At 62.7% G+C, this 18,670-nt stretch carries 17 protein-coding genes; 6 read left to right on the forward strand and 11 right to left on the reverse strand.

Annotation, left to right across the window (positions count from 1 at the left end; all coding sequences use genetic code 11):
* Positions 1–40 precede the first annotated feature (40 nt).
* Positions 41–1,225: a DUF2252 family protein gene (locus tag HX824_RS29350; protein ID WP_102604955.1), complete on the reverse strand. Its 1,185-nt coding sequence runs from the start codon at positions 1,223–1,225 to the stop codon at positions 41–43.
* Between the two features lie 224 nt (positions 1,226–1,449).
* Between HX824_RS29350 and HX824_RS29355 the strand changes: the two genes are divergently transcribed.
* The 3 genes from HX824_RS29355 to HX824_RS29365 all read left to right on the forward strand — a co-directional run bounded on the left by HX824_RS29355 (position 1,450) and on the right by HX824_RS29365 (position 4,859).
* A complete protein-coding gene (locus HX824_RS29355; RefSeq protein ID WP_177055787.1) occupies positions 1,450–2,712 on the forward strand; it encodes an aspartate aminotransferase family protein in 1,263 nt (420 codons plus the stop codon).
* Complete coding sequence (locus tag HX824_RS29360) at positions 2,709–4,211, forward strand: APC family permease (protein ID WP_087695002.1); 1,503 nt, start codon at positions 2,709–2,711, stop codon at positions 4,209–4,211. The genes HX824_RS29355 and HX824_RS29360 overlap by 4 nt, the downstream gene beginning before the upstream one ends.
* Before the next feature lie 72 nt (positions 4,212–4,283).
* Complete coding sequence (locus HX824_RS29365) at positions 4,284–4,859, forward strand: DUF1349 domain-containing protein (RefSeq protein ID WP_177055789.1); 576 nt, start codon at positions 4,284–4,286, stop codon at positions 4,857–4,859.
* On the opposite strand, the gene HX824_RS29370 is transcribed toward HX824_RS29365, so the two are convergent.
* Both HX824_RS29370 and HX824_RS29375 read right to left on the reverse strand, forming a co-directional pair.
* A complete protein-coding gene (locus HX824_RS29370) occupies positions 4,860–5,753 on the reverse strand; it encodes a LysR family transcriptional regulator (protein WP_087694998.1) in 894 nt (297 codons plus the stop codon).
* 191 nt (positions 5,754–5,944) lie between these two features.
* The gene (locus HX824_RS29375; protein ID WP_003215066.1) at positions 5,945–6,820 is read right to left on the reverse strand and encodes a LysR family transcriptional regulator; all 876 of its coding nucleotides are present in this window, start codon (positions 6,818–6,820) and stop codon (positions 5,945–5,947) included.
* Between the two features lie 133 nt (positions 6,821–6,953).
* Between HX824_RS29375 and ampC the strand changes: the two genes are divergently transcribed.
* On the forward strand, positions 6,954–8,108 hold the full coding sequence (ampC, locus tag HX824_RS29380) for a class C beta-lactamase (protein WP_177029130.1): 1,155 nt from the start codon (positions 6,954–6,956) through the stop codon (positions 8,106–8,108).
* A gap of 74 nt (positions 8,109–8,182) precedes the next feature.
* Here ampC and dctM read toward each other — a convergent pair whose 3' ends face one another.
* The 8 genes from dctM to HX824_RS29420 all read right to left on the reverse strand — a co-directional run bounded on the left by dctM (position 8,183) and on the right by HX824_RS29420 (position 16,886).
* Positions 8,183–9,463 (reverse strand): C4-dicarboxylate TRAP transporter large permease protein DctM, encoded by a 1,281-nt coding sequence (gene dctM, locus HX824_RS29385; RefSeq protein ID WP_003215062.1) that lies wholly within the window; start codon positions 9,461–9,463, stop codon positions 8,183–8,185.
* Positions 9,463–10,095, reverse strand: coding sequence for a TRAP transporter small permease (locus tag HX824_RS29390; protein WP_003215060.1), 633 nt, complete (start codon positions 10,093–10,095; stop codon positions 9,463–9,465). The genes dctM and HX824_RS29390 overlap by 1 nt, the downstream gene beginning before the upstream one ends.
* 175 nt (positions 10,096–10,270) lie before the next feature.
* Entirely contained in the window at positions 10,271–11,254 is a 984-nt protein-coding gene (gene dctP / locus HX824_RS29395) for a C4-dicarboxylate TRAP substrate-binding protein DctP (protein ID WP_003215057.1), read from the reverse strand.
* 222 nt (positions 11,255–11,476) lie between these two features.
* A complete protein-coding gene (locus HX824_RS29400) occupies positions 11,477–12,292 on the reverse strand; it encodes a CoA ester lyase (RefSeq protein WP_003215055.1) in 816 nt (271 codons plus the stop codon).
* Between the two features lie 14 nt (positions 12,293–12,306).
* Positions 12,307–13,503: a CaiB/BaiF CoA-transferase family protein gene (locus HX824_RS29405; protein WP_087694990.1), complete on the reverse strand. Its 1,197-nt coding sequence runs from the start codon at positions 13,501–13,503 to the stop codon at positions 12,307–12,309.
* Positions 13,504–13,512: 9 nt separating this feature from the next.
* Entirely contained in the window at positions 13,513–14,862 is a 1,350-nt protein-coding gene (locus HX824_RS29410) for an MmgE/PrpD family protein (RefSeq protein WP_177055791.1), read from the reverse strand.
* A gap of 10 nt (positions 14,863–14,872) precedes the next feature.
* Entirely contained in the window at positions 14,873–16,036 is a 1,164-nt protein-coding gene (locus tag HX824_RS29415) for an acyl-CoA dehydrogenase family protein (protein ID WP_177019774.1), read from the reverse strand.
* 31 nt (positions 16,037–16,067) lie between these two features.
* The gene (locus HX824_RS29420) at positions 16,068–16,886 is read right to left on the reverse strand and encodes a MaoC family dehydratase N-terminal domain-containing protein (protein ID WP_177009472.1); all 819 of its coding nucleotides are present in this window, start codon (positions 16,884–16,886) and stop codon (positions 16,068–16,070) included.
* A 263-nt stretch (positions 16,887–17,149) separates the two neighbouring features.
* On the opposite strand from HX824_RS29420, the gene HX824_RS29425 reads away from it, so the two are divergent.
* Both HX824_RS29425 and HX824_RS29430 read left to right on the forward strand, forming a co-directional pair.
* Positions 17,150–18,061, forward strand: a complete 912-nt coding sequence (locus HX824_RS29425; protein ID WP_008436234.1) for a LysR family transcriptional regulator — start codon at positions 17,150–17,152, stop codon at positions 18,059–18,061.
* A 34-nt stretch (positions 18,062–18,095) separates the two neighbouring features.
* On the forward strand, positions 18,096–18,581 hold the full coding sequence (locus tag HX824_RS29430; protein WP_087694984.1) for a GFA family protein: 486 nt from the start codon (positions 18,096–18,098) through the stop codon (positions 18,579–18,581).
* Positions 18,582–18,670 lie beyond the last annotated feature (89 nt).

An 18,670-nucleotide genomic window follows, 5' to 3' on the forward strand; every position in this document is an offset into this window, starting at 1 on the left:
GCAAGCCCGCTCCCACAGGGGACTTTCAGCTTTCTTGAGGTCAGTGCTCCAGCGCATACCGCCGGCAATGATTCAAATACCCTTCCTCATGGCTCCCCACCAACTGCACCACACTGGTCCACAGCCACGAAGGCGCATCCAGTTGCCTGGAGCGATTCTCTTGCAACAGCGCCATCCAGTCCTTGCGCGTATCCCGGTCCATCTGCCGCGCATGAGCCACGCCGACCACCCGCGCCAGGTACCCGGCCGCGTGCATCGCATCAATCTCGCTCAGCTCATCCAGCTCCAGCTTCATGTCCTGGGGCAGCAGTTCGCGGATGAAAAACCCGTGATCCAGAAACCGCGTGGCCAACATCCGCTCCCCCAACGCCGGTGACAGGTGCCGCGCGCCCTCCACCACCCGCCGGCCGTTATCCCGAGGCATTTTTGCCCGAGCCGCACGCGGCGCCGCAGCGCCTACCGCTTCCTTGATGTCGAGCAGGCAGTATTCCTGATCAGACTTGTCCCCTACTCCCAGCAACACCGCATAACGCAGCAACCCAAGGGAGCTGCAACCCTTGACCCAATAGGCCGAGTCCAGCAGCTCAACCTCGGCGTCGTTGGAGCGGCCTTTGAGCGAAGTCACCAGCCGGTGGATTTCATCCGACGCGCACAACGTTTCAAGGGCTGATTTTTCCGCCCGCGACAACGACCAGAAATGCTTGCCCAATGGAATTGTCGGCCGGGTGTTTTCAATACGTTCGCGAGCCAGATTCTTCCAGGTGCGCTCCACCGCACTGCGCATCCCGGCCTTGACCTGGGACGGGCGCGGCGGTGCCTCGTCGGGCTTGTCTTTAAACGCCTGCGCGTAGCCTACCATCATCTCTTCAAGCATGCGCGCGGTGGTCACCCCCGGCAGGTCCGACCCCCGCGCAGCGGTGGCCAGGGACAAGGCCAGGCGCACCAGGTCATGGGCCGGATTGCCGATCACCGCCTGGTCAAGGTCACGGATATGCATGTCGATCCGGCCCTTGGTATCGCCCGTGGGCCCAAGGTTACCGGCGTGGCAGTCGCCGCAGATCCAGATCGCCGGCCCGTGGGGCAAGCGCCGGCCGCGCTGGCTGTGCAGCCACTCGTAAAACTGAACCGTACTGCCCCGCACATAGGCGTGGGCGGAGCGCGCCATCTTCAGGTTGCGCAGTTGCGTGAGGTGGGGCATTCGCGAAGAGGGACGCGGAATTTTCATAGAAGTACTCGTCGTGGAGATACGGTAGAGGCTGGCCCGCGACAAATGTTTCATTTTGTTTCAGAGGATTCTATTAATAAGCCACGCCAATCAATCCCACTGCAATCGGTCTTTCTATTCCTCCCGTCCCCGGGACTAGCATCGGGTCAACTCGATGCAGCGAGTCACAACCCTAACTGCACACATCCCCAAACACTGCCGCCCTAACAAAAGAGATAACGCAGATGAATGAAGTGATGAACACCGCACCCGCCAAGATCAACCTGGTCAAGGCCCGAGGCTCGCTGGTATGGGACGATCAGGGCAAGGAATACATCGACTGTACCGCTCAGGCCTGGTCGAACAATTTGGGGGCCAATGACCCCCGGGTGGTGGAAGCCGCCGTTGCGCAATTGCGCGAAATGACTCACATCCGCCCCAACTTTGGCTCACCGGCCCACACCCGGCTGGTGAAGAAGCTGCGGGAGGTCTCCCCGGGCGCCCTCAACCAGATGGGCTTTGCCCTGCATGGCAGCCTCGCCGGTGAAATGGCGATGAAACTGGCTTTCAAGAACCGCCCCGGCGCACAGAACCTGCTGGTGCTGCAGGACGGCTACCACGGCCGCTCCCTGGCCACCCTCGGCGCCAGTTGGCCGCATCCGAACAATCCGTTCCTGGCGATCCAGCCACGTTTCACCCGCGTCCCCCACCCCAACCCGTACCGTACGCGTCTGGGCATGGACCCGGAAACCGAGTCGCAGCTGTGCCTTGGCCTGCTGGAAGAAACCATCCTCAAGGGCGTCGACGGTGGCGTGGCAGCAGTGATGATGGAACCGATCCAGGGCAATGGCGGGCATATCGAGTTCCCCCGCTCCTACTACAAAGGCGTGCGCGAGATCTGCGACCGCTTAGGCGTGCTGCTGATTTTTGATGAAGTGCAGACCGGTTTCGGGCGCATGGGCACGATGTTCGCTGCGGACTATTACGACGTGCTGCCCGACATCATCGTGTTCGGCAAAGGCGTCGGCGGCGGCTTCCCGCTGGCCGGGATCCTCGCCGATGACAAGCTCAAGTGGTTCGACGAAGGTGAAGAAGCCCTGACCTTCGGCCACTTCCCGGTCTCGCTGGCCGCCGGCTACGCCACGGTGAAAGCGATCGTCGCCGACAACCTCTGCGAAAAGGCCCGCGACTCCGGCGACTACATCACCGCCCGCCTCAAGGACATGCAAACCCGCCACCCGCTGATCGGCGACGTGCGCTGCCCCGGGCTGATGGCGTCCATCGAGCTGGTCAAGGACCGCACCACCAAGGAACCGGCCTGCCGGGAATCCCAGGAGGTGTATCGCCTTGGGGTGGAGCGCGGCGTATTGTTTGGCGAAAGCCGCTACGCCGGGCTGGGTAACCTGATCAAGGTCAAGCCTCCTCTGGATATCGAACGCCCGTTGCTGGCCAAGGCCCTCGATGTGCTGGACGAGGTGATCGGCATCATCGAGGAGCAACGGCCATGAGCACATTCGTTGAAAACACCGTGACCGCCCCGCCGAATGCCCAGGCCCCGCTGTCCAGCGACGACGCCGACCTGGCCAGCCTCGGCTACGAGCAAAAGATGCACCGCACCATGAGTTCGTTCACCTCGTTTGCCCTGGCCTTTTCCATGGTCTCGATCAACACCGGGGTGGTCACGCTGTTCGCCGACCCGTTCAACCGCGTCGGCGGTATCGGCATCCTTTTGTGGCTGCTGGTGATCCCGCTGGTGTGCTGCATCGTCATGGTCTACTGCCACCTGGCCGGGCGCATTCCGCTTACCGGCTACGCCTACCAATGGTCCAGCCGGTTGGCGGGCAATCACTTCGGCTGGTTTACCGGCTGGGTCGCGTTCACCTCGTTTGTCGCCGGTACAGCCGCCACCTCGGCGGCCATCGGCACGGTGTTCGCGCCGGAGATCTGGGCCAACCCGACACAGGGCCAGATCCAGGGCCTGAGCATCGGTGCCACGCTGGTGGTAGGCCTGCTGAACATCTGCGGGATTCGCCTGGCCACGCGGATCAACGACATCGGCGCGATCATCGAAATCATCGGCACGGTGCTGCTGGCGATTGCGTTGTTCTTTGGGGTGTTTTTCTTCTTCGAGCACACCCAGGGCGTGGCGATCCTGACCTCCGCACAACCGGTCAGCGGCGGCACCCTCAGCTTCACCACCCTCGCCCTCGCCACCTTGCTGCCGGTCTCGGTGCTACTGGGCTGGGAGGGCGCCGCCGACCTGTCCGAGGAAACCAAGGACCCACGCCGCGCCGCGCCCCGGGCGATGATTCGTGCGGTGCTGGTGTCCAGTGTATTGGGCTTCGTGGTGTTCGCCTTGCTGAGCATTGCGATCCCGGGGTCGGTCAGCGAGCTGCTCAGCCACAGCGAAAACCCGGTGATCAATATCGTGCGCCTGCAACTGGGCAACGCCGCCGGCGTGGGCATGATCGTGATCGCCTTCGCCTCGATCCTCGCCTGCCTCATCGCCAACATGGCGGTGGCCACGCGCATGACCTTCGCCCTGTCCCGGGACAACATGCTGCCGGGCTCCAAGGTGCTGGCGAAGATCAACCCGCACTTCGGTACGCCGGTCGCCGCCATCGTGCTGATCACCGCCATTGCCGTGCTGCTGAACCTGGCGAGCGGCGGGTTTGTCACGGCGATCTACTCGATGGTCGGCCTGACCTACTACTGCACCTACCTGCTGACACTGATTGCCGCGTACCTGGCCTATAAAAATGGCCGGATGCCGGGGGCGCCTGCGGGGGTGTTCAGCCTGGGCAAGTGGTTGTTGCCGATGATCGTCCTCGGCGGCCTGTGGGCCATCGCGGTGATCCTGACCCTGAGCGTGCCCGAAGAAAGCCACACCGGCGCCATCACCACCGGGGTTACACTCGGGGTCGGCGTGCTGTGGTGGTTGTTTTCGCTGCGCACGCGCCTTAACAATGGCACCGCCGGGCCGAGCGGCAAATTGCTCGACCACTAGCCGCTGATTGCAGCCAAACAACAAAACCCCGGACGCCGGGGTTTTGTCTTGTCACCTTCAAGGAGCTTCCCGATGTTTGAACAGGCCAGTTGGCTCAATCAACCCCAGCAATCGATCCGAGAAGGCCAGCGTCTCAAGGTGCGCACCGATGCCAGCACCGATTTCTGGCGCGAAACCCACTATGGTTTTGTGCGCGACAACGGGCATTTCCTGTTTGTTGAAACCGACGGTGACTTCACCGCCCAGGTCAAGATCCACAGCGCGTTTACCCACCTGTATGACCAGGCCGGGTTGATGGTGCGGGTGGATGAAGCGCATTGGGTGAAGATCGGTGCAGAGCTGTCCGACGGTGTGACGCTGTTGAGCAGCGTATTGACCGATGGCGTGTCGGACTGGGCCACCGGTGTGTTCCCGGGTGATCCCGAGGCGTTCTGGATTCGCGCCACCGTGGCCAAGGGCGTGCTGCGCGTGCAGGTGTCGGTGGATGGTGTGAGCTGGCCATTGGTGCGCCTGGCGCCGTTCCCCGTGGCTGCGTCGTATCAGGTGGGACCTTATTGCTGCACGCCGGAACGTGGCGGGCTGGAGGTGGAGTTTTCCGAGCTTCAGGTAAGTGCGCCCAACGGCAAATCCCTGCACGACCTGTCCTGACTAACCCCGGCTGCTCGCCACTTCCATCGCCAACTCGGCAAAGTTGCGCGCCGCCACACTCGGTTGTGGCGGCAAGGCGACCGCCACTTCACACATCGGCATATCGCTGATCACCGGGAAGGCCAGGCCGGGCCGCGCATAAAAGCGTGCAGTGGACAGCGCGGTGATACTGATCCCGCGCTCCGACGCCACCGCCTGCAACTCGGTCTCCACCGTCGAAGCTTCATGGACAATCCGCGCCGGCTGGCCATCGCGGTACGCGTCGGCGGTCCAGAAACTGCGCCACACGCCCACTCCCGGTGCAGCAATGATCGGCTCATCCAGCACATCGTAGATGCTCACGCTGCTCTCCCCGGCCAACCGGTGGCTGGACGCCAGGCACGCCACGCAGGGTTCGGTCACCAGGGTGTGCAACTCGATGTCCGGCAGGCCCAGTGGCGGGCGCAGCACCGATACGTCCATGCCCTCGTCGATCCCGGCATGGGGCGAGCCGAAGTCATACTCGCGCACCACCAGTTCGATCTCCGGGTAGCGCCTGGCGAACACGCTGAGGATTTGCGGCATCAAGTCCACACCCGCGCCGATCAGGAAGCCGATATTCAATGAGCCGCGTACGCCGCGTGCATGTTCGTGGGCGGTGCGTACGAGGCGGCTTACGCCATTGACGATTTCCCGCGCTTCTACCAGCAAGGCCAGGCCGGCTTCGGTCAGTGCTACGTTGCGGGTGTTGCGTTGGAACAGTTGTACGTCCAGCAGCGCCTCAAACTGGCGGATGGTCTGGGACAGCGCCGGTTGCGAGACATGCAGGCGGGTCGCGGCGCGCACGAAGCTGAGCTCCTCGGCCACCACCACGAAGGCCTTGAGTTGACGGATGTCTACGCCGGAAGTTTGCATTGCAGCCTCTTATGATCAATGGGCAGACCGAGTGGGAGAATAACCTGTGGCGAGGGAGCCTGCTCCCGCTGGGTTGCACAGCGACCCTGAAACCATCCGCCGCGTTCTTGCTGAACTAACACCGCCGCTTCTTTGGGGCCGCTTCGCGGCCCAGCGGGAGCAAGCTCCCTCGCCACAGCGTCGACCCAACCTCAATGCATGGCCACTTCACGCAACCACGTCTTGAACGCCAGCATCGCCGGCGTCTCGGCCCGTGACTGCAAGCGCGTCAGCCAATAACTGCCGGTGGTGATGCCGATCTCGAACGGCTGGCGAATCACGTCCGTCGCCAACTGCCGGCTGAACATCATCGCCGGCGCGAGGGCCACCCCCGCCCCTTGCAGCGCCGCCTCCATCATCGCCAGGGACGAGTCGAAAACGATACTGCGCGGCACCAGCGTATCGGCAGGCAAGCCCGCGGCCTGGAACCATTGCGTCCACTCATCCGCACGATATGAGCGCAGCAGCGTGTGCTTCAACAGGTCCGCCGGAGTCTGCAATTGCCGAGCAAGTTGCGGCACGCACAGCACCGTCAGCGGCGCCTCCAGCAATTGGCACGCCTCGGTGCCGTGCCACGCGCCGGAACCAAACCGGATTGCGTAATCCAGGCCTTCGGCCGCCACGTCGACGCGGTTGTTGTTGGTGGACAGGCGCAAGTCGATAAACGGGTAGCGCGCCTGGAAATCCGCAAGCCGCGGCAACAGCCAGCCCACCGCAAAGGTGCCCACCGCGCCTACCGTCAATACTTCGCGGTAATGCCCACCTTCAAACTGGCCTAAGGTTTGAGCTATCCGGTCGAAGGATTCGCGCAACACCGGCAGCAGGGTCTCGCCCTCGCTGGTGAGCATCAGACCCCGGGGCAGGCGTTTGAACAGCGTGACATTGAGCTGCGCCTCCAGGCTTTTCACCTGGTGACTGACCGCCGCCTGGGTGACGCACAATTCAATCGCCGCCCGGGTAAAACTCAAATGCCGTGCGGAGGCCTCGAAGGCTCGCAGCGCGTTGAGTGGCAAATGGGAACGGAGCATGGCTTGACCCTAATTTTTCTAATGGCTGTTGCGAGATATCATCGTTTGCCGCGGGATCACAAACTGCCTAGATTTGCGGCGCCTGCGCAGGCAACGGTATTCACCCGATCACCTTCATGGAAGTCACGTCATCATGTACACATCTCTTTTTCCAACCGTGCGCAACACCGCGATATTCGCCTTATTGCTCGGCGCAGGCAACTGCATGGCGGCTACCGATATGCGCCAGGTCGTGGACAGTACGGTCCAGCCCCTGATGCAGCAACAGGACATCGCCGGCCTGTCGGTGGCGATCGTACAGAACGGCAAGGCGCAATACTTTAACTACGGCGTTGCCAGCAAGGAGAGCAAGCAGCCCGTCACCGAAAACACCCTGTTTGAAATCGGCTCGGTGAGCAAGACCTTCACCGCCACCCTCGCCGGCTATGCCCTGGCCAACGGCAAGCTGAAGCTGTCGGACCCGGCCAGCCAATACCTGCCGGCATTGCGCGGCGCCACGTTTGACCACATCAGCCTGCTCAACCTCGGCACCTACACCGCAGGTGGCTTGCCCCTGCAATTCCCCGATGAGTCCGATAACGCCGGCAAGATGATCAGCTACTACCAGCACTGGAAACCGGACTTCGCTCCCGGCACCCAACGCCTGTATTCCAACCCGAGCATCGGCCTGTTCGGCCACCTGGCAGCGCAAAGCCTGGGCCAGCCGTTTGACCGGTTGATGGCGCAGACCCTGCTGCCGAAACTCGGCCTCAAGCACACCTTTATCAGCGTACCCAAGTCACAAATGAACCTGTACGCCCAGGGTTACGACAAGGCCGGCAAACCGGTGCGTGTAGGGCCTGGCGCCCTGGACGCCGAGGCCTACGGCATCAAGACCAGCACCTCGGACCTGATTCAGTACGTTGAAGTGAACATGCACCCGGCGAAGCTGGAGAAGCCGCTGCAACAGGCGATTGCCGCAACCCACACCGGCTACTACACGGTGGATGGCATGACCCAGGGCCTCGGCTGGGAGATGTACCCCTACCCAATCACGCTGGATGCATTGACCCAAGGCAACTCGGCGCAAATGGCCTTTCAGCCCCACAAGGTCAACTGGCTGACACCACCGCAAGCGCCCCATGCCGACACGCTGGTGAACAAGACTGGCGCCACCGGTGGTTTTGGCGCCTATGTGGCGTACGTGCCGAGCAGAGGCCTGGGGGTGGTGATCCTGGCGAACAAGAACTACCCGAATGCCGAACGGGTAAAAGTGGCCCATGCGATCTTGAGTGCGATGGATAAATAAATCCCTGCACACCTCAAATGTGGGAGCGGGCAAGCCCGCTCCCACATTGTTTTGTGGCGTGATTCAAGTTGGGTTTACATCCCCAGCCAATGCGGCAAGGCCAGCGATATGAACGGCAGGTAAGTCACCATGATCAGGAACACCAGCAGGATCATCAGCCACGGCAACGCCGCGCGGATGGTCTGCCCCAGCGTCAGCCCGGTCACTGCCGAGGTCACAAACAGGTTCAACCCCACCGGCGGATGCACCAGGCCAATCTCCATGTTGACCACCATCACAATTCCCAGGTGAATCGGGTCGATCCCCAGCTTCATCGCAATCGGGAAAAAGATCGGCGCCAGGATCAGCACGATCGCCGACGGCTCCATAAAGCTGCCCGCCACCAGCAACACCACGTTGACCATGATCAGGAAACCAATCGGCGTCAGGCCCTCGGAGATCACCCACGCGGTGATTTCCTGGGGAATCTGCTCCGTGGTCAGCACGTGAGCGAAGAGCATGGCGTTGGCGATGATAAACATCAGCATGATCGCCAGGCGCCCGGACTCCAGCAGCACCTTGGGGCAATCCCTGATCTTCATGTCCTTGTAGATGAACAGCGCGACAAACGCCGAGTACACCGCCGCCACCGCCGCCGCTTCGGTCGGGGTGAACATGCCGCTGTAGATCCCGCCCAGGATGATCACCAGCAGCAACAGGCCCCAGAATGCCCGGCGGGCGCAGGTCAGCCACTCGCGAAAGGTCGCCCGTGGCTGGGCCGGCAGTTTCTTGATGCGCGCGACGATGTAGATCGCGACCATCAACATCAAGCCCAGCAGCAGGCCCGGAATCACCCCGGCCATGAACAGCTTGCCCACCGAGGTTTCCGTGGCGGCCGAGTACACCACCATCACGATCGACGGCGGAATCAGGATGCCCAGGGTACCGGCGTTGCAGATGATCCCGGCGCCGAATTCCTTCGGGTAGCCCGAGCGCACCATGCCCGCCACGGCAATCGAACCCACCGCCGCCACTGTCGCGGGCGAGGAGCCCGACAGTGCGGCAAACAGCATGCATGCCAGCACCGCCGCAATCGCCAGCCCGCCGCGGATATGCCCGACGCAGGCGTTGGCAAAGTCGATCAGCCGCTGCGCCACGCCACCGGTGGTCATGAACGCACCCGACAACAGGAAGAACGGAATCGCCAGGAAGGTATAGGCGTCCGAGGTTTCAAACAGCTTGATTGCCAGGGAACTCACCGAGTCCGGGCTGAACATCAGGATCGACACCGCGCCCGACAACCCCAGGGAAATCGCGATGGGCACACCGAGGAACATGAACACGAACAGCAGCAAAAACAGACACAGAACGGCCATCAGTGACGCTCCTCATGGCTGCCGGCCAACTTGCTGGCTTCACCGGCTTCGTCGGCCAGGCCCAGCCCGGTTTGGCGGTGGGTGAAGATGCGGTAGAAAATTTCCAGATAGCGGATGAACACCAGGGCAAAGCCGATGGGCACGATCACCACGATGTCGTCGACGTCGATGCCGAACTTGTCGAGGTCTTCGGCGCCGATGTGCGCGGTGGTGACCGCACTCAGCCATTTGTAGCTGGCAACCATGAACAACCCGGCGTAGGCCAGGCAGCACAGGCAAGCCAGCATGCCCAGCAGGCGCTGCACCCGGCGCGGCGTCAGCTTGACCAGCGCGTCCACGCCCAAGTGGCCGGCGGTGCGCACGCCGTAGGAGATGCCGAAGAAAATCAGCCAGCCGAACATGGCCTTGGTCAGCGCCACGCTCCAGGTCATGTCCTGGGCCCAGCCCATGGTGTGGTCACCCAGGGCGTTGAAGAAACCGCTGCTCCACGCCCACTTGTCGGCAAGGGCAAAGAACAGGGTGTAGATGTTGTTGAGCATGACGTAGACAAAAGTCACCAGGGTCATGGCGGCCAGCAGGATGGCGATAAAGCCTTCCTCCAGGTGCTCCCAGACGCGCCTTAGCGTTTGCATGGCAAAACCTCGCGAAGCGGAGATAGGTGTGTGCAAGGCTTGGAGGCGGGAACCGGATCAACATGTGGGAGCGGGCTTGCTCGCGAATGCAGTCTTTCAGTTGATGCATTCGGTGACTGATACACCGCATTCGCGAGCAAGCCCGCTCCCACATTTGATCTCGGTGCTCTCCAAATTACTGGTTCGACGCGTCGGCCGCCTTGATCAGGTCAGCGCCGATTTCACCTTCGAACTTCTGCCACACCGGGCGCATGGCTTCGCGCCAGAGCTGGCGTTGCTCCGGTGTCAGTTCGATGATTTCGCTGGTCTTGGCGTCGATGATCTTCTGCTTGGCCGACTGGTTCAGCGCCTCGGCCTGCTTGTTCACCTCGACGGTGACTTCAACCATGACCTGGTCCAGGGTGGTGCGTACATCCGGCGGCAGGCCGTTCCAGAACTTGGCGTTGGTGATCACCATGTAGTCGATCAGGCCATGGTTGGATTCGGTGAAGTACTTCTGCACTTCGTTGACCTTCTGGCTTTCATAGTTCGACCAGGTGTTCTCGGTGCCGTTGACGGTGCCGGTCTGCAAGCCCTGGTACACCTCGGCAAAACTCATCTTGCGCGGGTTGGCGCGGATCGCCTTGAACTGCTCCTCCAGGACGCTGGAGGCCTGCACGCGGAACTTCAGGCCACGGGCATCCTTGGGCTCACGCAATGCCTTGTTCGCCGACAGTTGCTTGAGGCCGTTGTGCCAATAGGCCAGGCCGAGGATGTTCTTGTCTTGCATCGAGGTCAGCAACGCCTTGCCCTGGGCCGCCTGGAAACGGTCGACCGCCGCCAGGTCGTTGAACAGGAACGGCAGGTCGTAGATCTGTACTTGCTTGGTGTACTGCTCAAACTTGGCCAGGGACGGCGCCAGCATCTGCACGTCGCCCAGCAGCAGCGCTTCCATTTCCTTGCCGTCGCCGAACAGCGAGGAGTTGGGGTACACCTCGACTTTCACCCGGCCGGGCAGGCGTTCTTCAGCGAGCTTCTTGAACAGCAGGGCGCCCTGGCCTTTGGGGGTGTTTTCCGCGACGACGTGGGCGAACTTGATCACGATGGGGTCGGCCGCCTGGGCCAGGCCCGCGGCAAACAAGGTGGCGGCGCAGAACAGCGCCCGAGAAAGCTTGAGCATGGAAAATCACCTTCTTATTGTTGTGTTATAGGGCAAGGTGCCTGATGTCACGCGTATAGAGAATTTCGAATTTTAGATACCTGCGTTCGGCGTGGACGAACGCCGATTTTGCAAACGACAGAGATCCAATGTGGGAGCGGGCTTGCTCGCGAAAGCGGTGTGCCAGTCACCGGATGCACTGGCTGAACCACCGCTTTCGCGAGCAAGCCCGCTCCCACATTTCTACGGTTGCGCGGCTAATAATCGTTGGGCCCGCAACAACACCGGTGCATCCACCATCTGCCCGTCCAGCTGATACGCCCCGGCCCCATGGGCACCAGCGTCCACCACCCGTTTGGCCCAGGCCAGATCCTCGGCACTGGGGGCCAACGCCTGGTGAATCACCGCCACCTGCTTGGGATGGATACACAACGCGCCGGCAAAGCCCATTTCATAGGCATGCCGAATCGAACGGCGCAGGCCTTCGGGGTCGTCGATCGCCGGGTGCACGCCGTCCAGCGGCGCCACCAGCCCGGCGGCGCGGGAATGCACGATCAAGGCAAGGCGAGCCTGGTCCAGGGCAAATTGCGCGGCCGGGGAGCCGCTGCTCAGGTTCAAGTCCAGCGCCAGGTCCAGGCCACCAAACGACAGGCGCTCCACCAGCGGCGCATGGGCGATTTCCGCCACCGCCAGCAAACCCCGCGCACTCTCGATAATCGGCCAGATAGCCTTGCCCGTTGCAGCCACCACGGCCACCTGGGCCGCACTTTCAACCTTGGGCAGCAACACCCCCGCGACCCCGGCGTGGGCCTGACAGAACGCCACATCGGCAAAATGCTCGGGATGCTCCGGCGCGTTGATCCGCACCCACACCCGCGCCGCCGGCGTCGCCTGCAAAAACACCCCGAGGTTGTCCCGGGCCTGACGCTTGAGCGGCTCTTCCACCGCGTCTTCAAAATCCACAATCACCGCATCGGCGCCACTGGCCAGGGCCTTGGCAAAACGTTCCGGTCGGCTGCCCGGTACAAACAGCGCAGAGCGCACAAGAGAGGTTGGCATCGTTCGATTCCTTGTCAGATAACGCCGCGGATACGCAGGCCGTCGATGGCTTCAGCGGAGTAACCCAGCTGGTCGAGAATCCCTTGGCTGTGCTGCCCCAGCCCCGGCACCGCATCCATCCGCGGGGTGAACGCAGCATTGCGCGCCGGTGGCAGCAACGACGGCAACTTGCCCGCCGGGCTGTCGACTTCCCGCCAGCTGTCCCGGGCCTTGAGCTGCGGGTGGTCCCACACGCCTTGCATGTCGTTGACTCGTGCACTGGCGATTTGCGCGTCTTCCAGGCGCTGGATCACGCCCTCGGCGCTCATCTGCGCAAAACGGTCGACGATGATCTGGCGCAGCACGTCGCGGTTTTCCGAACGCTTGAAGTTGGCCGAGAAACGCTCGTCGGTGGCCAATTCCGGGGTGAGCAGCACCTTGTCGCAGAACGCCGCCCATTCCCGCTCATTCTGCAACCCGAGCATCACCGTGCCGCCGTCGCCGGTGGGAAACGGCCCGTAGGGGTAGATCGTCGAATGCGCCGCACCCGCGCGCGGTGGCTGGGGCGCGCCGTCGAACGCGTAATACATCGGGTAGCCCATCCACTCCACCAGGCTTTCCAGCATGCTGACGTCGATGCGACTGCCCTGCCCGGTCTTGCCCCGCAGCAGCAGCGCCGAGAGGATGCCGCTGTAGGCGTACATCCCGGCCGAGATATCGGCGATGGAGCAGCCGGCCTTGGCCATCTGGTCTTCACCCGGGCCACCGGTGACCGAGAGAAAGCCGCCTTCGCTCTGGATCAGCAGGTCGTAGGCCTTTTTCTTTTCATACGGGCCACCCTCGCCATAGCCGGAGATGTCGCAGACGATCAGCCGCGGGAAGCGCTCATGCAGCGCCTCGAATGACAAACCCATGCGCGCGGCCGCGCCCGGTGCGAGGTTCTGCACCAGCACATCGGCATCGGCCAGCAGGGTTTCCAGGATGTCCCCGGCATCGTCGTGCTTGAGGTCCAGGGTCAGGCTTTCCTTGGAGCGGTTGGTCCACACGAAATGCGAGGCCAGGCCGCGCACGCGCTCGTCATAGCCCCGGGCAAAGTCGCCAGCGCCGGGACGTTCGATCTTGATCACCCGCGCGCCCAGGTCGGCCAACTGGCGAGTGCAGAACGGTGCGGCAATCGCGTGTTCCAGGCTGACAACGGTGATGCCGTCCAGCGGTCGTTGATTAGCGGTCATGACAGTTCCTTAAAGCCAGTGAGCCAGGGACGCGGCGTTGCGCAGGTCCCAGACTTTTTCGATCAGCCCGGTGGTTTGCGCGGGTGTGCGGGCACCGCTGAATTGAGTCAGGCGCTGGAACTTGTCGGCCAGCTCCGAGCGGTTCAGGGTGTTGCCCGGGTCGCCCTTGGGTTCGTCGATGGCGCCGTGCAGGGTGCGACCATCGGCGGTGGTCACGATCACCCGGCCCAGCCAGCGCTGCGGATAGGCACCGTCGACTTCGGTGTCGAGGGTCATGGAGACCTTGTCGCGAAACGCCGCCACGTCCCCGTCGCTCAGCGCCAGCTCGTGAAACTCGGTCAGCCCGGCCTTGCCATGCACGGCAATCAACCCCAGCACGGTGCCCATGGAGAACTTGGCCTGGTGCACGGTCTGCGGCAGCGTCACCCGGCCCAAAACGTCGATGGCGCCCTGGTGAACGCGGGTTTCCACATGGGCGATCTGCTCATGGCCCAGCCCTTCGCGCTGCATCAGATCCAGCAGCGCATCCGCGGCCGGATGGGTATGCCGGCATGAAGCATGGAACTTGAACGACGTTTCCAGCAGCGCCCAGCGGCTGCCGAGGCGATCCGACAATTTGCCTGGGTCGGCGTCGGTGGACATGCCCGCCGCCATCCCCTGATCACCTTCCAGAATATTGCGCGCACCGGTCAGCCCGTCCGCCGTCAGATATGCCGCCAGCAAACCATCGGCAGCGGCCTTGGCAGTGTGCAGTTGCTTGGAGTCGGCGGCATCCCGCAGGAACTCCCACAGCCCGGCCGCCTGAGTGCCGGCACTGCCCAGCAGGTTGATGAATTGCTCTTGGTTGAAGTCGAGCAATTTGCCCACGGCCACCGCCGCCGCGAGGGTGCCGACGGTGGCCGTGGTGTGGAAGATCCGGTAATGGGAACGGCCCATGAACTCACCGATGCGAATCCCGGCTTCGTAACCGGCCACCGAGGCCAGCAGCAGCTCGCGACCGGACTTGCCGAGGTCTTGCGCCGCCGCCAATGCCGCCGGAAACACCACGGTCGCCGGGTGCAATACCGAGCTGTTGTGCAGGTCATCCTGCTCCACCAGGTGCGACGACGCGCCATTCACCAGCGCGGCGAAATAGGCACTGCTGCTGTCGCCGTTGACGATGATCTGCGCCGGGCCATCAGCCGGGCCCATCCTGCGGGCATAACGTTCGAACAGCGGGATCGGATGCGCGCCCTTGCTGGCCAGCGCCGAGGCGAGCCAGTCGAGGAACAGGTCTTCGGTGCGGGCGAGTACGGCGTCCGGCAATTGTGCGTAATTCAACTCGGCGAGAAACCGACACAGCGCTTGGGTATGGCTCATGGTCGGGCCCTCAGAAGCTGCGTGGCAGTTCGAGCAGATGCTCGGCCACGTAGGACAGGATCAGGTTGGTGGAGATCGGCGCAACCTGGTACAGGCGGGTTTCGCGGAACTTGCGCTCCACGTCGTATTCGCAGGCAAACCCGAAGCCGCCGTGGGTTTGCAGGCAGGCGTTGGCCGCCTCCCAGGAAGCCTTGGCCGCGAGGTACTTGGCCATGTTCGCGCTGGCCCCGGCATTGGCGCCGCTGTCGTATTCCTCACAGGCACGCCAGCGCATCAAGTCGGCCGCTTCGATCTCGATATGGGCTTCGGCAATCGGGAACTGCACGCCCTGGTTCTGTCCGATGGGCCGACCAAATACCACGCGGTCGCGGGCATAGGCGCTGGCTTTCTCGATAAACCAGCGGCCATCGCCGATGCACTCGGCGGCAATCAGGGTGCGTTCGGCGTTGAGGCCGTCGAGGATGTAGCGAAAGCCCTTGCCCTCCTCGCCAATCAGGCTGTCCAGCGGCAACTCCAGGTTGTCGAAGAACAGTTCGTTGGTCTCGTGGTTGACCATGTTGGCGATGGGCTGCACGGTCAGGCCGTTGCCGATGGCTTCCCGCAAGTCCACCAGGAAGATCGACATGCCTTCGGATTTTTTCTTCACCTCGGCCAACGGCGTGGTGCGGGCCAGCAGGATCATCAGGTCGGAATGCTGCACCCGCGAGATCCAGACTTTCTGGCCGTTGATCACGTACTTGTCGCCACGCTTGACTGCGGTGGTCTTGATTTTGGTGGTGTCAGTGCCGGTGGTGGGCTCGGTCACGGCCATCGACTGCAGGCGCAATTCGCCGCTGGCGAGCTTGGGCAGGTAGAAGCGTTTCTGTGCTTCGCTGCCGTGACGCAGCAAGGTGAACATGTTGTACATCTGGCCGTGGACGGTGCCGGAGTTGCCGCCGCAGCGGTTCACTTCTTCCAGAATCACCGAGGCTTCCGCCAGCCCCAGGCCGGAGCCACCGTATTCTTCGGGGATCATTGCCGACAGCCAGCCGGCGTCGGTCAGGGCTTTGACGAAGGCTTCCGGGAAGCCCTTTTCTTCATCGACCTTGCGCCAGTAGGCGGCGTCGAATTCGGCGCAGAGTGCGCGCACGCCTTCGCGGATGGCATTCAGTTCTTCGTTGTCATTCGGGTTCATTAACGGCTCTCCGCCTGTTGTTCTTGGAGGTTTATTCGAAATGCAGTTCGGCGCGCTGGGCCAGGCCGTCGGCGTTGCCCGCCCACAGTTCCGCGACGCCCGGCGCGGTGACGTGCCCGCCCACTTCAAAGGCTTGCGGGGCAATCAACGGACGCACGCCGCGATACGAGAAACGGCGCAACGTGGCCGCGGGGTTGGCGCGGCAAAATGCGCGCAGGCTCAAGGTGGCGATCAGCGGACCGTGCACCACCAGCCCCGAATAACCTTCGGTGCCGGTGACATAGGGGTAGTCGTAGTGAATGCGGTGGCCGTTGAAGGTTACGGCGCTGTAGCGGAACAACAGGGTTGGCGTCGGGTCGACCGCTTCACGCCAGGCGCCTTCGGGGAGCGCGTCACCACTGCCCTGCTTGGGCGGTGTGGGTTCGCGGTAGACGATGTCCTGCTCTTCGCGCAGGGCCAGGCGGCCGTCCTGGGAATAGTCGTGGCGCACGGTGACGAACAACAACGAGCCGGTGCGACCGGTTTTTTCTTCCACCTGGGTGATGGTCGAAACGCGGGTGGCGGCCTCACCGGCACGCAATGCATGGAAGAACTCGATGCGCCCGCCGGCCCACATGCGGTTGCGATTATCGGCCGGCGGCAGGAAACCGCCACGGGCGGGATGACCGTCACCGCCCAGGGCGGATTCGGGCAGCGGGTCCTGGAAAAAGCACCATTGCCACAAGGGCGGAACCGGCTCGCCATCTGCCGGTGCCGCTTCGCCAAAGGTGGCGGCGATGCGTTTGAGCAGGTTGTGGCTCAAGTGGTCGTGGGCTGTTTCGCTACGGCCGATCCAGTCTGTGGCGCTCATCAGGTGCATGTCCTCGGGCAGGGAATCTGAACCGGATCATGCTGGGCCCTGGCCGTTCTGAGAATTTGCATTTCAATAAAGCAGCGTTCGGCTATGCTGAACGCCATCGCCCATAAAAAGATCTCAAGAACCCGGATGATCAATGTGGGAGATGGCTTGCCTGCGATAGCGCCCTGTCAGTCAACACTGCTTTGGTTGGCCCACCGCTATCGCAGGCAAGCCAGCTCCCACATGGGTTCTTCGTCGCTGCCCCGGAGCCTTGCATGCACTTTGATCTGGCTGACTTACGCCTGTTTATCCATATCGCCGAATCCCCCAGCCTGACCCAGGGCGCCAAGCGCGCGTTCCTTTCGCCGGCCGCCGCCAGTGCGCGGATCAAGGCCCTGGAGGGCCAGCTCGACACCCGCCTGTTGTACCGCGACAGCCGTGGCGTGGAGATCACCCCGGCGGGCGAACGACTGCTGCACCATGCGCGGCTGATCATGCGCCAGGTGGATTACCTGAAAAGCGAGTTCACCCAATACGGCATCGACTCGGCCGGGCATATCCGCATTTTTGCCAACACCACCGCCGTGACCGAGTTTCTCCCGGAGGTGCTGGCCGGCTTCCTGTCCCAGCGCCCCGGCGTGACGGTGGACCTGCAGGAGCGGCTGTCGCGGGATATCGTGCGGGGCGTGCTGGATGGCACCAGCGACATGGGCATCATCGCCGGGCCTGTGGAAGCGTCGGGTTTGCAGGTGCTGCACTTCAGCACCGACCACCTGGTGCTGACGGTACCGGTGGGGCATCCGCTGGCGGGCCTGCCTTCGGTGACGCTGGAGCAAACCCTGGCTTATCAACATATCGGCTTGCATGACGGCAGCACGTTGCTGAGTTTCCTGCGTGAGCATGTGGAGCGGCTGGGCAAGCACTTGTCGTTGCGCATTCAAATGTCGAGCTTCGAGGCGATCTGCCGGATGGTTGAGGCGGGCGTGGGGATCGGCATCATTCCCGAGTCGGCCGCCGTGCGGCACAGCCGGACCATGCAACTGGTGACGGTGAAGCTGGATGAAGTTTGGGCAGTGCGCGAGCGCAGTATTCTGGTGCGGGAACTGGAGGCGTTGCCGGGGACGATTCGGGCGTTGATCGCGACCTTGATGCCCGAGATGGAACCGCCCCGGCTGCCGGGCGCCTAAGCTAACGTTGCCCTTTTGCGAAGGAGATCTGGTCATGCAGCTTGAAGGTTCCTGCCATTGCGGCGCGGTTTCGTTCAGTCTTGAGAGTGCGCATCCCTACCCTTATCAGCGGTGTTATTGCTCGATTTGTCGCAAGACCCAGGGGGGTGGCGGGTATGCGATCAACCTTGGGGGGGATGCCAGGAGCCTCAAGGTGCGGGGGCGCAAGTTGATTTCGATTTATCACGCGCGGATGAAAGAGCCGGGGGATAGCCGTGCGCATGCGAGTACGGCTGAGCGGCATTTTTGTTCGCAGTGTGGGTCGGGGTTGTGGTTGTTCAGTCCGCAGTGGCCGGAGTTGATTCATCCGTTTGCTTCGGCGATTGATACGCCGTTGCCGGTGCCGCCGGAGCATACGCATTTGATGCTGGGGTCGAAGGCGCCGTGGGTTGAGGTGAGTGTTCGCGCGGGGGACCTGGAGTTTGAGGAGTATCCAGAGGAGTCGATTGCCGAGTGGCATGAGCGGTTGGGGCTGGGTTGATTGATTAAGTGAGTGAGTGAGTGAATATCCGTTATTTGGGTGATGGCTGAGATTGGTTCCGCTCTTACAGCGGCTCACTTTTGAAAAGC

Origin of the sequence: Pseudomonas sp. D4002 (assembly GCF_013385665.1) — a bacterium.
GTDB lineage: Bacteria > Pseudomonadota > Gammaproteobacteria > Pseudomonadales > Pseudomonadaceae > Aquipseudomonas.

Coding starts and splice junctions, on each gene's coding strand:
- HX824_RS29425 (WP_008436234.1), top strand. CDS start 17,150: ATGCACTTTGATCTGGCTGACTTACGCCTGTTTATCCATATCGCCGAA.
- dctP (WP_003215057.1), bottom strand. CDS start 11,254: ATGCTCAAGCTTTCTCGGGCGCTGTTCTGCGCCGCCACCTTGTTTGCC.
- HX824_RS29365 (WP_177055789.1), top strand. CDS start 4,284: ATGTTTGAACAGGCCAGTTGGCTCAATCAACCCCAGCAATCGATCCGA.
- HX824_RS29370 (WP_087694998.1), bottom strand. CDS start 5,753: ATGCAAACTTCCGGCGTAGACATCCGTCAACTCAAGGCCTTCGTGGTG.
- HX824_RS29430 (WP_087694984.1), top strand. CDS start 18,096: ATGCAGCTTGAAGGTTCCTGCCATTGCGGCGCGGTTTCGTTCAGTCTT.
- HX824_RS29350 (WP_102604955.1), bottom strand. CDS start 1,225: ATGAAAATTCCGCGTCCCTCTTCGCGAATGCCCCACCTCACGCAACTG.
- HX824_RS29355 (WP_177055787.1), top strand. CDS start 1,450: ATGAATGAAGTGATGAACACCGCACCCGCCAAGATCAACCTGGTCAAG.
- HX824_RS29360 (WP_087695002.1), top strand. CDS start 2,709: ATGAGCACATTCGTTGAAAACACCGTGACCGCCCCGCCGAATGCCCAG.
- dctM (WP_003215062.1), bottom strand. CDS start 9,463: ATGGCCGTTCTGTGTCTGTTTTTGCTGCTGTTCGTGTTCATGTTCCTC.
- HX824_RS29420 (WP_177009472.1), bottom strand. CDS start 16,886: ATGAGCGCCACAGACTGGATCGGCCGTAGCGAAACAGCCCACGACCAC.
- HX824_RS29400 (WP_003215055.1), bottom strand. CDS start 12,292: ATGCCAACCTCTCTTGTGCGCTCTGCGCTGTTTGTACCGGGCAGCCGA.
- HX824_RS29405 (WP_087694990.1), bottom strand. CDS start 13,503: ATGACCGCTAATCAACGACCGCTGGACGGCATCACCGTTGTCAGCCTG.
- HX824_RS29415 (WP_177019774.1), bottom strand. CDS start 16,036: ATGAACCCGAATGACAACGAAGAACTGAATGCCATCCGCGAAGGCGTG.
- ampC (WP_177029130.1), top strand. CDS start 6,954: ATGTACACATCTCTTTTTCCAACCGTGCGCAACACCGCGATATTCGCC.
- HX824_RS29375 (WP_003215066.1), bottom strand. CDS start 6,820: ATGCTCCGTTCCCATTTGCCACTCAACGCGCTGCGAGCCTTCGAGGCC.
- HX824_RS29410 (WP_177055791.1), bottom strand. CDS start 14,862: ATGAGCCATACCCAAGCGCTGTGTCGGTTTCTCGCCGAGTTGAATTAC.
- HX824_RS29390 (WP_003215060.1), bottom strand. CDS start 10,095: ATGCAAACGCTAAGGCGCGTCTGGGAGCACCTGGAGGAAGGCTTTATC.